Annotated in this window: 14 protein-coding genes; 6 read left to right on the top strand and 8 right to left on the bottom strand. The window is 61.3% G+C overall.

Annotated elements, in window-relative coordinates; genetic code table 11:
- Positions 1–29: 29 nt before the first annotated feature.
- The 8 genes from R6G97_RS14735 to glaH form a co-directional block, all read right to left on the bottom strand.
- Complete coding sequence (locus tag R6G97_RS14735; RefSeq protein WP_090344651.1) at positions 30–761, bottom strand: c-type cytochrome; 732 nt, start codon at positions 759–761, stop codon at positions 30–32.
- An 8-nt stretch (positions 762–769) separates the two neighbouring features.
- A complete protein-coding gene (locus R6G97_RS14730) occupies positions 770–1,714 on the bottom strand; it encodes a copper resistance protein B (protein WP_102081489.1) in 945 nt (314 codons plus the stop codon).
- The gene (locus tag R6G97_RS14725; RefSeq protein WP_043208987.1) at positions 1,704–2,024 is read right to left on the bottom strand and encodes a hypothetical protein; all 321 of its coding nucleotides are present in this window, start codon (positions 2,022–2,024) and stop codon (positions 1,704–1,706) included. The genes R6G97_RS14730 and R6G97_RS14725 overlap by 11 nt, the downstream gene beginning before the upstream one ends.
- A gap of 14 nt (positions 2,025–2,038) precedes the next feature.
- Positions 2,039–3,808 carry a copper resistance system multicopper oxidase gene (locus tag R6G97_RS14720; protein ID WP_317847157.1) on the bottom strand — a complete coding sequence of 590 codons (1,770 nt, stop codon included), beginning with the start codon at positions 3,806–3,808 and terminating at the stop codon, positions 2,039–2,041.
- Between the two features lie 206 nt (positions 3,809–4,014).
- On the bottom strand, positions 4,015–5,268 hold the full coding sequence (locus R6G97_RS14715) for an arsenic transporter (RefSeq protein WP_317847156.1): 1,254 nt from the start codon (positions 5,266–5,268) through the stop codon (positions 4,015–4,017).
- Between the two features lie 7 nt (positions 5,269–5,275).
- Positions 5,276–6,808, bottom strand: coding sequence for a sensor domain-containing diguanylate cyclase (locus R6G97_RS14710; protein WP_102081491.1), 1,533 nt, complete (start codon positions 6,806–6,808; stop codon positions 5,276–5,278).
- 383 nt (positions 6,809–7,191) lie between these two features.
- Positions 7,192–8,433 (bottom strand): L-2-hydroxyglutarate oxidase, encoded by a 1,242-nt coding sequence (lhgO, locus tag R6G97_RS14705; protein WP_317847155.1) that lies wholly within the window; start codon positions 8,431–8,433, stop codon positions 7,192–7,194.
- Between the two features lie 55 nt (positions 8,434–8,488).
- Positions 8,489–9,475 carry a glutarate dioxygenase GlaH gene (gene glaH / locus R6G97_RS14700; RefSeq protein ID WP_043208977.1) on the bottom strand — a complete coding sequence of 329 codons (987 nt, stop codon included), beginning with the start codon at positions 9,473–9,475 and terminating at the stop codon, positions 8,489–8,491.
- Positions 9,476–9,655: 180 nt separating this feature from the next.
- Here glaH and csiR point away from each other — a divergent pair, with 180 nt between their 5' ends.
- From csiR to R6G97_RS14670, 6 genes are all read left to right on the top strand, one after another.
- Entirely contained in the window at positions 9,656–10,348 is a 693-nt protein-coding gene (gene csiR / locus R6G97_RS14695) for a DNA-binding transcriptional regulator CsiR (RefSeq protein ID WP_043208975.1), read from the top strand.
- A 309-nt stretch (positions 10,349–10,657) separates the two neighbouring features.
- Positions 10,658–11,212 (top strand): helix-turn-helix domain-containing protein, encoded by a 555-nt coding sequence (locus R6G97_RS14690; RefSeq protein ID WP_043208973.1) that lies wholly within the window; start codon positions 10,658–10,660, stop codon positions 11,210–11,212.
- 28 nt (positions 11,213–11,240) lie between these two features.
- Complete coding sequence (locus R6G97_RS14685) at positions 11,241–12,587, top strand: glutamine synthetase family protein (protein ID WP_090344672.1); 1,347 nt, start codon at positions 11,241–11,243, stop codon at positions 12,585–12,587.
- A 78-nt stretch (positions 12,588–12,665) separates the two neighbouring features.
- Positions 12,666–13,439, top strand: coding sequence for a gamma-glutamyl-gamma-aminobutyrate hydrolase family protein (locus R6G97_RS14680; RefSeq protein WP_043208971.1), 774 nt, complete (start codon positions 12,666–12,668; stop codon positions 13,437–13,439).
- 70 nt (positions 13,440–13,509) lie between these two features.
- On the top strand, positions 13,510–14,868 hold the full coding sequence (locus tag R6G97_RS14675; RefSeq protein ID WP_043208969.1) for an aspartate aminotransferase family protein: 1,359 nt from the start codon (positions 13,510–13,512) through the stop codon (positions 14,866–14,868).
- 149 nt (positions 14,869–15,017) lie between these two features.
- The gene (locus R6G97_RS14670; protein WP_043208966.1) at positions 15,018–15,572 is read left to right on the top strand and encodes a helix-turn-helix domain-containing protein; all 555 of its coding nucleotides are present in this window, start codon (positions 15,018–15,020) and stop codon (positions 15,570–15,572) included.
- Positions 15,573–15,576 lie beyond the last annotated feature (4 nt).

Raw genomic sequence — 15,576 nt, 5'->3', positions numbered from 1 at the left:
GCACAGCGACCCCTCCCGCCAGTGACCCTTCAGTTTCCGTGGGTGTGCTCTTTTCCATCTCGGTGGACATGCGTCGTTGGCGAAGGTGTGGCGGGCTGGGCGACGTCCGTTTCGGCCCCGCCATGCCCATCGTGGTGACCTGAGCTGTGTGCTGAGTCGGAGGGTGGATGATGCGCCTTCGATTGCTCCGTACCCTGACCGTGGTGGCCTCCAGCGCTGTGCATCGCACTCTCACCACCGCTGTGCTGGTGGCCGCCACTGCTCGCCACCATCGCCTGATACTGCTGAGCGTCCATCTGGGGCAGTCGATCGAGGAAGGCGACGATCCCCCAGATGTACTGATCCCCCATGCTCTTGCCCCATGCCGGCATGCCTGTGGCCTTGATGCCATGCTTGATGGTCCAGAACGCCACGGCGGGATGATCACCGGTCCCGATCTTGGCCAGGTTCGGAGGCGGGGGGTAGAGCGCTTGGCTGAGTTCGGTCTGGTCAACCCCAGGGGCGAGGTGGCACCCGACGCACATGGCGTTGTAGTTGCCCGCTCCCGTGCGGATCAGTGCTTCATCCTTGAGGTTCGGCACCTCGATATCCCTGGCGCGCACTTCGATGGAGCGCTCCCGGGCCATGACCAGGAAGGCATGCACGGCGGGGAAGTGGGGATCATCGGCGCCCACGTTGACCAGGCCCGAGTAGGCGGCGCCCAACACGGCGGCACTCGCTACCGCGCCTGCGACCACGAGCGTTGTCATTGTTCTTTTCATTCAAGGTCTCAGAACCACATCCGAATCCCGGCAACGAAGCGCGCCTCTTCCACATCCCCGTCTTCGTCGCGAATCAGGTCAGCGGTCTTGCCGTAGGAGCGGCTCCAGGTAACGCCGATGTACGGCGCGAATTGACGAACGATTTCATAACGAAGACGTAGGCCGACTTCGGTGTTGGCAAGGCCCGAACCGACGCCGCGCGCAGGATCGTTCTTGCCATAGAAGTTGGCCTCGGCGATGGGCTGTAGGATCAGGCGATTGGTCAACAGAATGTCGTACTCGCCCTCAAGACGCGCGGCTGTCTGACCATTCTCGCCAATGAACGCAGTGGCTTCGGCTTCGAAGTCGTAAAGCGCCATGCCCTGCACACCAAACGCTGCCCAGGTCTGCGGTGATTCGGGCTTGAAGTCCTGGCGAACCCCGGCCACCACGTCCCACCAAGGGCCGAGGGCGCGGCCATAGAGCAATTGCAACTCGGCATCCTCGGTCACCCCGTTGGTCCGTTCGCCTTCGGAGCGGATCCACAACCGATTGATATCGCCCCCCACCCATCCCGAGGCATCCCAGGCCAGCGCACTGCCTTCGTCCGCGTCCTGATATTCCAGCTGATCGAGCAAGAAGAAGCTGTTGATCGCGCTGTCATGCATCTTGTGACCGTCCAGCGGGGGAAACGCGGCCTTGCGATCGGCGTCCGTGAGGATCGGAATGGGCGTTCGACTGGTCGTTCGGGGGGCATCGTCGGTGCCAGGGTTCATCATTGAATGATCCATGGCACCGTGGTCCATCCCCTCCATGCTGCCATGACCCATCTTGCCGTGGTCCATGCCCTGCATGGCGCCGTGGTCCATCGACGAGTGCTCCATTTTTTCAGCCGCGAAGCTCGGCGTCCCGCCCAGTGTGCCGAGGGAAATGGCCAATGCCATGAGCGAGGGTCGCACCCGCCTATTGGTCATCTTTCCCTGCCTTGGCTTTGTCGCCGCCCTGGGATTCCATCATCTTGCGGTGATCCATGCCCTTCATCTTGCCGTGATCCATGCCCTTCATCGCGTCATGGTCCATGCCTTTCATCTTGCTGTGATCCATGCCTTTCATCGAGCCGTGGTCCATCCCCTTCATGGCATCGGGCTGGCCGGCAGCCTGGGTAGATTTCTGAACGTGTTGCTCATGATCATCGCTGGACCACGAGGACGGCGTGTAGACCGCCAGCAGGCCTGCCAATGCGGCAGAGAAGACATAGGCGTTTCGTTTCATGGTTTTGCTCATTTCAGATCTCCAGTTCATTCGTCCACACGAACTTCTCGGAACATGCCCATTTCCATGTGGAACAGCAGGTGGCAGTGATAGGCCCAACGACCCAAGGCATCCGCCGTCACGCGGTAGCTTCGTTTGGAGCCTGGGGGGATATCGATCGTATGTTTTCGGACCATGAAGTTGCCGTGTTCATCCTCCAGATCGCTCCACATGCCATGCAGGTGGATGGGGTGAGTCATCATGGTGTCGTTGACCAGCGTGATGCGAAGACGCTCGCCATACTTCAGGCGCAGCGGCTCGGCATCGGAGAACTTGATGCCGTCGAAGGACCAGGCGAACTTTTCCATGTGACCGGTCAGGTGCAGTTTCACGGTCCGCCCCGGCTCACGGCCGTCCGGGTCAGCGAAGGTGCTTCGCAGGTCCGCGTAGGTCAGCACACGGCGGCCGTTTTTGCGCAGGCCAATTCCAGGATCATTGAGCTTGGGCGTCGGGGTCATGGTCTGCATGTCGACCAGAGGGTTGTTGGTTTCCGACGCAGGATGGGTCTGCATGGCACCGTCCATGCCAGCCATGCTGCCGTGATCCATCCCGGCCATCTGGCTGTGGTCCATACCCGCCATGCTGCCGTGGTCCATTCCAGCCATCTGGCTGTGGTCCATGCCAGTCATGCTGCCGTGATCCATACCCATGTCGCTCATCGAGATGAGCGGGCGTGGATCGACCGCGGGGACGGGCGCCTGCAGGCCTTCGCGTACTGCCAAGGTGCCCCTGGAATACCCGGTACGGTCCATGGACTGAGCGAAAATGGTGTACGCCTGCGCGTCCTCGGGCTCGACGATGACATCGTAGGTTTCCGCCACGGCGATTCGGAATTCATCGACCGAGACGGGATCGACATGCTGACCATCCGCTGCGACGACAGTCATCTTCAAGCCGGGGATTCGTACATCGAAATAAGTCATGGCCGAGCCGTTGATGAAGCGCAGCCGAATTTTCTCGCCGGGTTTGAAAAGGCCGGTCCAGTTTCCATCGGGGGCCTGGCCATTCATCAGATAGGTGTAGGTATAGCCACTGACGTCGGCGAGGTCGGTGGGGCTCATCTTCATCTGGGCCCACATCTTGCGATCGGCCATGGCCGCCGACCAGCCCATTTCGCTGACATCGTCGACGAAGTCGCCAACGGTGCGCTTGTGGAAGTTGTAGTAGTCGGACTGTTTCTTGAGCTTGGACAGAACCCGGGCAGGATCCTCATCGGTCCAGTCGCTGAGCATGACCACGTAATCGCGATCATAGGTGAATGGCTCGGGCTCCTTGGCATCGATGACCAGCGCGCCATACACCCCGACCTGTTCCTGAAGGCCAGAGTGACTGTGGTACCAGTAGGTACCGTTCTGCTGGACCTTGAACCTGTACTCGTATATCCCGTCGGGGGCGATGCCGTGAAAGCTCAGCCCAGGCACCCCGTCCATGTTCGCCGGAAGGATAATGCCGTGCCAATGGATAGAGGTGTCCTGCTTCAAGCGGTTGCGCACACGCAGCGTGACGGTGTCGCCCTCGCGCCAGCGAAGAATGGGGCCTGGCAGCGAGCCGTTGATGGCCATGGCCGTACGCGCGGCACCGGTGAAGTTGACCGGCAGGTCTGCGATATACAGATCGAACTCGGTGCCCGTCAGCACGCTGGGTTGGCCAGGGCTGGTCACGGCCCAGACCGGTGTGCGCCACATGCCCAATCCACCCAGTAGTCCGGTCGCGGCCAGGCCTTTGACGAAGGATCGTCTTGTGGTTTTGCTTTGCATGCCGTTGCGTCCAGTCAGTCATATAGTGGCTGATGTACGGGCTATCGGGTCAGCGTCCTGGGTCCCGAGAGCACTCGCACTTTCCAGGCTTACGATAGGCAGGCAGCGCTGTCAGAAAACTGAGTGCAACATTACAGATCTGTCAGGTGTTGGCGGGCAGCATCAGGATCTTGCTCAAGGTCGAGCTAAGTGCCCTGGTTTTGCGCTCAGAGCATCAATGCCAACAATGCAGCAGTCAGCGCTGGCGGCATCACCAGCAAGCCCAGGCGCAGGAAGCGCCAGGCACTGACATGCTCGCCTTCGCGACGGATTGCCACCAGCCATAGCAAGGTCGCCAGGCAGCCTGTGATCGACAGGTTAGGGCCCAGGTCTACACCAATCAGCAGTGCGGCCGTCGTCTGTCCGGGTAACTCGACCAGATGCCCCATGGCCCCGGCGATCAGCCCGGTGGGCAGGTTGTTCATCAGGTTGCTGGCAAGGGCGACACCCACGCCTGCGGCCCAGCTGGCCTGGGTGGGCGAGACCTGGGCCCGTGCCGCCAGGGCCTGAGCCAGCCGGTCGATGACGCCGGTCTGGGCCACGGCTTCGACGAGCACGAACAAACCTGCCACCAGCGGCAGCACGCCCCAGGCCACGTGCCTGAGCACCGGCATCGGGCTACGTCGCTGACGCAGGTGGATCAGCCCGGTGGTGGCCAGACCTGCGCAAAAGGTGGGCAGGCCCAAGGGCATGTCCAGTGCCGACGCCGTCAGCAACAGGGTACCGGTCAGCACAATCCCCACGGCGCTCAGCCTGGCCCCTTGGGACAAGGGCTGCGGGTCGATTTCCAAGGCCAAGGGTTGGCGAATCTGCCGACGCTGGGTGATCCGCAGGACCGCGTAGGTCAGGCCGATGGCCGCCAGCGACGGCAAAGTGAACTGCCTGAGCCATTCCAGCAGCGGCGGCATCTGGCTGCCGAATACGACCAGGTTGGCGGGGTTGGAAATCGGTAACACGAAGCTGGCGGCGTTGGCGATGAACGCGCAGATGAACAGGTACGGCAGCGGTTCGGCCTTGGCCGCCCGGCAGGCGGCGTAGACCGCCGGGGTCAGCACCACGGCAGTCGCATCGTTGGAGAGGAACACGGTAACCAGCGTGCCTACCAAGAACACCAAGTCGAACAACCGCTGCCCGGAGCCACGGGCGTGGCCCACCGCGTACCGGGCGAGCCAGTCGAACAAACCTTCCTGTCGTGCCAGTTCGGCCAATACCATCATGCCGATGAGAAACAGATAGACATCACCGCCTTCGGCGATAGCGGCCATGGCACGGTGCAATGGAATCAGCCCCAGGCCTGTCAGCAGCAGCGCGCCTCCCATGGCCCAGACGTATTCAGGGATGCGCCAGGGGCGCAGGATGACGCCACAGGTGGCCAGGGCGGCCACGGTCCAGATGAGGAGTGAGGGGTTGGAGAGTGTCATGCTCGATTCAGGATCCAGCGGGTAAGGAAATACCGGTCGTCGTGGCGACATGCAGGCGATTGCGGCCCGCCTGCTTGGCGGTATAGAGCGCCTGGTCGGCGCGTTCGAGCAGCGATTGGCTGCTGTTGAGGGAGGCACCGGCCGCGCAGGCGATGCCGATACTGGCGGTCACCTGGCCAAAAGGGCTGCCTTGGTGGGCGATGGACGCCATGGCCAGGCACTCCAGCATCAGCCGCGCCACGACGACGGCACCGTCGCAGTCGGTGTCGGGCAGGACCACTGTCATTTCTTCGCCTCCGTAACGTGCCAGCAGGTCGCACGGGCGACGGATGCAGCCGGTGAGCAGGCCGGCGATTCGCTGCAGGCAGGCATCGCCGGCCGGATGGCCGTAGGTGTCGTTGTAGCGTTTGAAGTGGTCGATATCGATCATCAGCAGGGACAATGGCGTCCCACTTCGACGGGCTCTTCGAATCTCCTCGTCCAGCACCTCGTCGAAGCGGCGTCGGTTGGCGAGTCCGGTCAGAGCATCGAGCATCGCCTGGCGTTCGAGCTGTTGATTGCTGTCGAGCAACTGTTGTTGGGTCTCTCTGAGTTCACGCTCTGCGGCGATCCGTCGGCCCATGGCGCGAATCAGCAGCCAGCCGATGGCGCCGGTGAGGGCGAGCAGACCGCAGACCACCAACGCCGACAGTTGCGCCTCGAAGCGCCAGGCCGCGAGCGCCTCGCGTTTGCCCAGGGCGACGGTTGTCACCAGGGGGAGGGTGTCGCTCTTGCGAAATGCATACAGGCGCTCCACGCCGTCCAGGCTGGAGGTGAACGAGGCCGTGCCCACTGACTGATCGACGAGGTACTTGGCATAGATGGGCGATTTGGAGAAGTTGCGCCCCATGTCCTGTTCACGAAACGGGTAACGCACCAGTATCGCCCCGTCGGTGTACGACAGCCCGATGGCGCCGTCCTGGCCCACATCCAGCTGTCCGAACAGGTGCAGGAAGTTCTCCACGCCCAGCGTCACGGCAACGACGCCGGCGAAATCGCCATGGGCGTCGTTGAAGCGGCGGCTGATGGTGATGACCCATTCCTGGTTGGTGCGGCTGCGGATAGGAAGGCCGATGAACGGCTCGCGGGAAGGATCGTCGCGGTGATGGATGAAGTAGGCGCGGTCGCTGCTGTTGGCACCGACGGGCATGGGGCTGTTGGAGGACATGAGCCCGCGGCCATCCTTGTCATAGATGGTGATGCCGCTCAACTGCGGCATCAACGGGTGCTGACGGCTCACCAGCTGGCTCAGGCGTTCGATCTGCGAAGGCCCGCTGCCTTCGGTTTCCAGCCGCTCGATGAGGCCGAGCAACAGCAGCGAGCTCTGTCGCACGATGCCCTCAGAATAGGTGGACAGTGCCTGGGTGAGGTTCAAGGCGTGGGTATTGATGTCTTCCAGTGCCCGCTCGCGAGAGGCCATGACCTTCCACAGTGTCAACGATGCGAGCGAACAACCGATGATCGACAGCAGCAGAACGACGAGGTGGATGTCACGCTTCACATAGATACCTGATGGGAATTCCGATTTCTCTTGCGGGTCGCGAATGCGTGGGGGATTCGCAACGGGCACTCCCGGCCCTGTGCCACACATCAAGCAGACTGACACTGCCACGGGTGGCTAACCTAGCGGTCAAGAAGTAACCAGGTGGTCCAATTGGCGAAATATAACACTGCTTATGTCGGAGTGTCTGACAGATATTATGAAGAATACGTCAGATGACTGCCTGCTGAATCATTGCTTCCAGCAGGCAGCCCGGCGGGGATCAAAGCATGAAAACGGCGATCAATAGACTGGCCAGGGCGAGCAGCTCGAGTCGGTGGCCCTGGGTCAGCCTTGCCAGCCAGTGGAAGGTCGCACCACCTTGCGAAGGCAACAGCCTATGTTCAGATGGCTTGGGCCTGAAGTGCCGGCACGGACGTTTTCTTGAATTCATCGCCGACGATTTCCTGGACCTTGGACACTATGTAGGCCCCGATCGGAATGGCTGAGGTGGCCGCCGGGGAAGGCGCATTGCAGACGTTGACGCTACGGGCGGTGTTGACGAACAGGAAGTCATCGATGAGCTTCCCGTCATTGGACACCGCCTGGGCGCGCACGCCGGCCGGGTAGGGCTTGAGGTGTTTCTTCTCGAGGCTCGGGCAGTACTTTTGCACGGTCTTGAGGTAGGCCCCCTTGAACAGCGAGTTCTTCATCTCGATCAGCCCTGGGCGAAGATTGTCCTTGAGCACTTTGCGGATACCACGGTGCCCCAGCATGTTGCCCAGGTCGCTCAGGGAGACATCGGATTTGCGATAGCCCTCGCGCTTCATGGCCAGCACTGCATTCGGCCCGACGGTGACGGTGCCATCGATCATCCGGGTCAGGTGTACACCCAGGAACGGCATGGACGGGTCCGGGATCGGGTAGATCAGGTGATTGACGATCCGGTTGTGCTCCGGTGGCAGCAGGTAATACTCGCCACGGAACGGGCAGATGGTAAAACCTGGCTCGACACCGAGCATGCGTACGACTCGGTCAGCCATCAGGCCCGAGCACGACACCAGGTAGCGGGTCGTGTAAGTGCCCCGGTCGGTCTGGACGACGATCGAGTCTGCCTGTTCGACCAGCCCGGTGACTTCGGTATCGAACTGCAGGGTGCCGCCTTTTTTCTCGAACTGCTTGGCCATCTGAGCGGTCACCGCAGCGTAGTTCACGATGGCGCTGGAGGGCACGAAGATCCCGCCCAGGCCGACGATGTTGGGCTCGCGTTCGCGAAGTTCGCCGGCCGACAGCCAGTGACGCTCCAGGCCATTGGCCGCAGTGCGCTCCCACAGGGCGCGCATACGCTGCATCTCCAGCTCGTTGGTGGCGACGAGCAGTTTTCCGCAGTTGTCGTAGGGGATGGCGTGCTCATCGCAGAAGCGTTTGGTGGCCTTGTTGCCTTCAAGGCAGAACTTTGCTTTCAGGCTGCCGGGCGTGTAGTAGACACCCGCATGGATCACACCACTGTTGTGGCCGGTCTGGTGCTGGGCTGGGCTGCTCTCTTTCTCGAGCAGCAGCAGGCGCGCCTCGGGGTACTGGTCAGCCAGCTGCATCGCTGTCGACATGCCGACGATACCGCCGCCGATGATCACGAAATCGTACATGAGTCTGTTCCTTGCAGATGGCCCCGGCCCACAGGTGCCGAGGCCATGCTGAGCATCAGTTGGAGGTCTGGCCCCGGTGGTGTTCCATTTTCGGGAAGCTGAAGTAGCCGCGCTGACGCATCAACTCGCGGCGCAGGCCCGGGTGAGCGACGAAGCGGTCACGGCCGTGCAGCCAGAACAGGTTGTTGATCAGCAGGAACGAGCCGACCGGAACCGGAATCGACACCTTGTGCGCACTGCCTTCGAGTGACTCGCCCAACTGGAACAGCCAGGTGCCTTCCTCGTAGTTCTCTGGCTGCACGAACTGGTCGATGTAGCGCATGGTCGGGCGACCCACCGAGTCGGTATCGAACACGGCATGGAATACATCCTCCCGGGTGTTCTTGCTCGGTGGCGCGGTCCAGCGCATCACCCGACGGGCGAGCGGGTGCTTGTAGAAACGGTCCAGGTCAGCCCAGTCGTCCAGGTGCAGCAACAGGGAATTGCCGCCTTCCATGTTCTGCTCGTCGATTTTCATCATCAATACATAGTCGGTGATCTGGTTCACGAAGGTGCCGTCGTTGTGCAGCTCCATCACCCGGTGTGGCTGGCGCAGGTAGCTGTCGGAGTTATCGACGTTCTCGACCACGAAGCGCGCGTAGAACTGGCCGCTCATGGCATCGAAATTCGATCGGCCCAGCAGATGGGCCACAGCGGTAGAGAGTTTCACCATGTCTTCAGCCTGGGAGACGTTGTCCAGGCCCTCAGGGGTGACCAGCAGGCCGCCAGTGCTGCGATCGAGCAGGGTGTTGACGATGACCGGGCGCAAAGTGCCCTGGCACAGGTCATCGAGGATCTTGCCGAACTGGAAACGCAGGAACGATTTGTACTCCAAGGCCTGGACCGGCCATTGGGCGACCGCGGCGACGAAGGCGTCGACGGTCTCCTTGGCAAAGCGCAGTTCCAACAGGCGCTCGGACTGGGAGGTCGACTGCAAGGTGAAACCGTGCAGCAGGGCAGGTTGCTCGAGGACAGGCATATCGATGTGGGTGAGGGCGTTCATGGCGACTCCTTGTTAACCGGGCGGTTGAGAGGACGGGTCAGGTCGTGGGGCAAAAATATCGCCGAAATTAAAAAATGTCTACATTTTTAAATATCGTCGTAATTATTGTGTTTTGTACACGATCTGCGTGTCTGAACGGAGTCCGGTATGATAGGTGCGCCTAGCAAGAGAGCCCTCTGGATGGACCACACAGACCTCGCTGAAACCGCATCAGATGCTGCCTATTCGCGCTTGAAATCCGACATTCTCCGTGGCGTCTTCCGCCCCGGTGAAAAACTCTTGATGAGCGCCTTGAAAGACCGTTACGCCGTCGGTGTGGGGCCGATGCGCGAGGTGTTGGCGCGGCTTGTGGCGGAGCGGTTGGTCAGCGCGATCAACCAGAAGGGCTACCGGGTGGCACCGATGTCGTTGGACGAGATGCTCGATGTCTACACCGCCCGGGCTCACCTGGAGGCCTTGATCGTGGGGTTGGCGGTAGAGAAGGGCGATGAAGCCTGGGAGGCGTCCATCGTGGCGTGTTCGCACACACTGTCGAAGGTGGTCGAGTTGCACAGTCCGCAGGAAATGGTCGATATCTGGGATGCCCGGCACAAAGCTTTCCACAATGCCATTGCCAGTGGTTGCGGCTCCAAGAGCCTCCTGCAGGCGCGTGCCTTCCTGCAGGATCAGGCCGAACGCTACCGGCAGATCTGGCTCAAGCGCACGGTGTTGTCCGAAGCGGCGTTGCGGCTCAAGCGCGAAGAGCACGCCGAGCTGGTCAGTACCATCCTGGGGCGCGATGCCGCCAAGGCCAGCAAGATGATGCTGGAGCATTTGATGACGCCGGTGCCGATCATCACGCAGATCATCGAACGCGAATCCGACATCTTGTAGCCAAACAGCAGGCGAGTGCTTCGCACTCGATCACAGGCTGCGCCAGCGTCCACGAACCCTGGCGCAGCGTCCCCAGTGTAAAACCGCCTCACTGGATAGGAGCTGGCCTCAGTCTCCCCGGCGAAAGCTTGGTCCTCTCTTGTAGGCGCTGGCGAAGCCTACGATGGCCGCGCGCCTGACGTCCCCGACCTCATCTGAATCCCTGGCTATGGGTGGCAGCCGTTTGCTGCGCCTGGCTTGACGCGTGAAATTTTTCATGTATTTTTTCATGAAAAATAAATCCAATAATTTCACGGCTGCCTCTGAGCGATGAAGATGGACGAAGAAGTTGAAGCCTTGGCGATCCTCATTCATGACCTGCGCAAGTTCAAGAATCTGACGCTGGGCGAGCTGGCTGAACGCATCGACCGTTCGGTTGGTTTTCTTTCCCAAGTTGAACGGGGTGTTTCGCGCCCGACCGTGGCCGACCTCACCGCCATCAGCGAAACACTCGGCGTCTCGACCGCGTATTTCTACAACCTGAGCAAGCCCCGCGCCGTCAGCTGGGTGACCCGCCCTCATGAGCGGCGCACGTTGTACTTCGGTTCGGGTATCACCGATGTGCTGGCCTCACCGACGATCTCGGGCGCCTTCTCGATGCTCGACAGCCGCCTCGAGCCTGGTGCGAGCAGTGGCCCCGAACACCTGAGTGATCGCTCGGAGCAGGGCTGCTTTGTGCTCGAAGGCGAACTGACGGTCTGGCTGGACGACGGCGATGCCGTGACCCTGCACGCCAACGACAGCTTCCAGCTGCAACCTCATGCGCGTTTGCGTTACGCCAACCTCACGGACAGGCTCACCCGCGTGCTCTGGGTCTTCAACTGAATTCGTTTCACCTCACAAGGACAAGAAGATGAGTGTCATCTTTCCGGATCTGCTGACTGAAGTGCGCGCTTTTCGCGCCCAACACCCAGACGTGCGTTACGTCGACCTGATTGCGCTGGATATTCCCGGGCATTTCTATGGCAAGCGCTACCCCATGGACATGCTGGAGAAAGTGGCTGCAGGCGCGCCTTTGAAGTTGCCGCAGAACTGTGTGTTGCTGGGGACCCAGGGTGGCCTCTACAAGATTGGCGACTATTGCTTTGCCGATGGTGACCCGGATGCACCGCGGCGCCTGGTGCCTGGCACCCTGAAACCGGTGCGCTGGGAAAAGGAGGCGATCGCCCAGATGATGATCACCTCCGATGGCACCGCCAAGCCCATCGAGTTCGAGCCCCGCGAAGTGCTGGCCCGGGTGCTGCGACGTCTGGCCAGTCGTGGCATTCGCCCGGTGGTTGCCTTTGAGCTTGAGTTCTACCTGTTCGACCGCGCGCTCAAGGACGGCCTGCCGCAGTACCCACGCGATGTCGCTACCGGCGACCAGGACGACCAGCCGAACATGCACATCGAACGGCTGTCGCGGTTCTCGTCCGTGCTGCATGAGATGGTGGATGTCGCCAACGAGCAGGGTGTGCCGGCGAACGTCATCACCGCGGAACTGGGCCCTGGCCAGTTCGAGATCAACTTCTCCCACAGTGACGACGCGCTGAGCGCGGCGGACTGGTCAGCCTTGTTCTGCCGCAGTACGCGCGGTGTCGCCATGAAACATGGCTATCGCGCCAGCTTCATGAGCAAACCTTACCTGGACGCACCGGGCAGCGGCATGCATGTGCATGTCAGTCTCTACGATGAGGCCGGCAACAACCTGTTGGCCGGTTACGGACAACGCAACCTGCGCCATGCCGTCGCCGGTTGCCTGGAGCTGCTGCCCCACTGCATGCCGATCTTCGCCCCTAATCACAACGCCTACCGCCGCTACGGCGCCATGGTCAACGCCGCGAGTGTGGCCAGCTGGGGCTTCGAGGACCGGGATGCGTGCATTCGCATTCCCGAGTCCGATCCACGCAACCTGCGCATCGAACACCGCCTGGCCGGCGCCGATGCCAACCCGTACCTGGTGCTGGCGGCCATTCTCACTGGCATGGAGCATGGCCTTGATCGCGGCGTGGAGCCCATCGCACCGCTCAATGACGATCGCACGAGCGGTATCGATTTCCCCAAGGATGCCCTGAGCGCGGTGGCTGCGATGCGCAACCATCCGGTGGTCAACGAGGGGCTGGGCAGTGAGTTCGTGATGGTCTATTGCGAAAACAAACGCCAGGAACAACTGGATTTCATGAACGCCATCAACGCGCGTGAATATCGCTGGTTCTTGTGAGCATCCGTTTCACCCAACTGCGCCCCACTTTCTTAATCAGTTTGAATAACTCGCAATATTGATTTGCCGGAGGATGATATGCCACGCGTGCCCGTTATCGGCATCACTGCATGCACTCGCATGATTGAACAGCATGCGACCCAGACGATCAGTGAGAAGTATGCGCGCGCCGCGGCCAAGGCGGCGTGTGGCTTGCCCATCGTGATTCCCAGTCTCGGTGAACTGATGGATACCGCCGACATCGTCGACACAGTGGATGGGCTGATCTTCACCGGCTCGCCGTCCAACATCGAACCATTCCACTACAACGGCCCGGCCAGTGAGCCGGGCACCCATCACGATCCGTTGCGCGATGCCACGACGTTGCCGCTGATGCGTGCGGCCATCGCCGCTGGTGTGCCGGTGCTCGGCATCTGCCGGGGTTTCCAGGAAATGAATGTGGCGCTCGGGGGCACCCTGCACCAGAAGGTCCATGAGACCGGTCTGTTCATGGATCACCGCGAAGGCAAGGACGAGCCTGTGGACCAGCAGTATGGCCCGCGCCACGCAATGCATATCCAGCCAGGCGGCCTGATGGACCGTATGGGCTTGCCCGCGGTCATCGACGTCAACTCCATCCATGGCCAGGGCATCGATGTGCTGGCGCCGGGGCTGAGGGTGGAGGCGTTGGCACCGGATGGGCTTGTGGAAGCGATCTCGGTTGAAGGCAGCAAGAGCTTTGCCCTGGCCGTTCAGTGGCATCCGGAGTTCCGGGTACTTGAAAACCCGCATTACCTGACGATCTTCCAGACCTTTGGCAAAGCCTGCCGGCAACGCTCGGTATTGCGTCAGTTGATGTTGAAAACCGCCTGAGCCGTGAACGCTATTGAAACGTTGAATGTTATTACGCAGCCCGGCTGCGCCTCGTTAAGGAGAGTAATAAATGAGTGAAAAGAATTCCCAGACGCTTGCCTGGCAAGCCATGAGCCGAGACCATCATCTGGCGCCGTTCAGCGACGTCAAGCAACTGGCCGAGAAAGGCCCGCGCATCATCACCTCGGCCAAGGGCGTTTATCTTTGGGACAGCGAAGGCCACAAGATCCTCGACGGCATGGCGGGCCTGTGGTGCGTGGCCGTCGGCTACGGTCGTGACGAACTGGCCGACGTAGCTGCCCGGCAGATGAAAGAACTGCCGTACTACAACCTGTTCTTCCAGACCGCGCACCCGCCGGCGCTGGAGCTGGCCAAAGCAATCGCCGATGTGGCCCCGCAGGGCATGAACCATGTGTTCTTCACCGGCTCCGGCTCCGAAGGCAACGACACCGTGCTGCGCATGGTTCGCCATTACTGGGCGATCAAGGGCAAGAAGGACAAGAAGGTCATCATCGGCCGCATCAACGGTTACCACGGCTCCACCGTGGCGGGTGCCGGCCTGGGCGGCATGAGCGGCATGCACCAGCAGGGCGGTTCGCTGCCGGATATCGTGCATATCCCCCAGCCGTACTGGTTCGGTGAAGGCGGCGACATGTCCGAGGCCGAGTTCGGCGTGTGGGCGGCTGAACAACTGGAGAAGAAGATCCTGGAAGTAGGCGAGGACAATGTCGCCGCCTTCATCGCCGAGCCGATCCAGGGCGCAGGCGGCGTGATCATTGCGCCGCAGACCTACTGGCCGAAGATCAAGCAGATCCTGGCCAAGTACGACATCCTGTTCGTGGCTGACGAAGTGATCTGTGGCTTTGGCCGTACCGGTCAGTGGTTCGGCACCGACTACTACGACCTCAAGCCCGACCTGATGACTATCGCCAAGGGCCTGACCTCCGGCTACATCCCCATGGGCGGTGTGATCGTGCGGGACGACGTGGCCAAAGTGATCAGCGAAGGCGGCGACTTCAACCATGGCTTTACCTATTCCGGCCACCCGGTGGCAGCGGCGGTGGGCCTGGAAAACCTGCGTATCCTGCGCGACGAGAAGATCATCGAGCAGGTGCGTGACGTCACTGCACCGTACTTGCAAAAACGTCTGCGTGAGCTGGCCGATCACCCGCTGGTGGGTGAAGTGCGTGGCCTGGGCATGCTCGGCGCGATCGAGCTGGTCAAGGACAAGGCCACACGGGCCCGCTACGAAGGCAAGGGCATCGGCATGATCTGCCGCCAGCACTGCTTCGACAATGGCTTGATCATGCGCGCCGTGGGCGACACCATGATCATCGCACCACCTCTGGTGATCAGCACCGAAGAGATCGACGAGCTGGTGGAAAAGGCCCGCAAGTGCCTGGACCTGACTTACCAGGCTGTCCAGTAAGCCTGCGGCACCTCGGCAGGCTCCCTGCCGAGGTGCTCTTCAGGCATTGTGCCCGCCCAGTCCGTCCCCTTCGATCCTTGATCTTGCCTTGCACGGCCCACTCCAATACCCTCCGTCGACACCATCGCTCCCACCGCCAAGACCACACGATGAAAGTGCACGAAGAAATTGAAGGGCTCGCCATACTCATTCGCGATCTGCGCAAGTTCAAGGGCTTGACTCTGGGCGAACTCGCGCAACGCATCGGTCGTTCGGTGGGCTTTCTATCCCAGGTCGAGCGGGGCGTGTCACGCCCAACCGTGGCGGACCTGACGGCGATCAGCGAGACGCTGGGGGTCTCGACGGCCTACTTCTATAGCCTGGAAAAACCCCGCGCGCTCGACTGGGTCACGCGACCGGATGAGCGCCGTACGCTACATCTGGGAGGGGGGATTACCGATGTGCTCGTGTCGCCCACCATCGCCGGTGGTTTCTCGATGCTCGACAGCCACCTCGAACCTGGGGCCTCGAGCGGGGAAGAGTATCTGGACGACAGTTCGGAGCAGGGCTGTTTCGTGCTCGAAGGCGAACTGACTGTCTGGCTGGATGACGGCGATCCGGTGACGCTCCACCCCAATGACAGTTTCCAGCTCCAACCTCACGCGCGTTTCCGTTATGCCAACCTGACGGACAAGCCGACCCGCGTGCTCTGGGTGTTCAACTGAGGGC

The sequence above is a fragment of the Pseudomonas sp. HTZ2 genome (assembly GCF_033173945.1).
GTDB lineage: Bacteria > Pseudomonadota > Gammaproteobacteria > Pseudomonadales > Pseudomonadaceae > Aquipseudomonas > Aquipseudomonas guariconensis.
The sequence above is the reverse complement of the archived record's forward strand: the minus strand, read 5'-3'. Positions and strand labels throughout refer to the sequence as shown.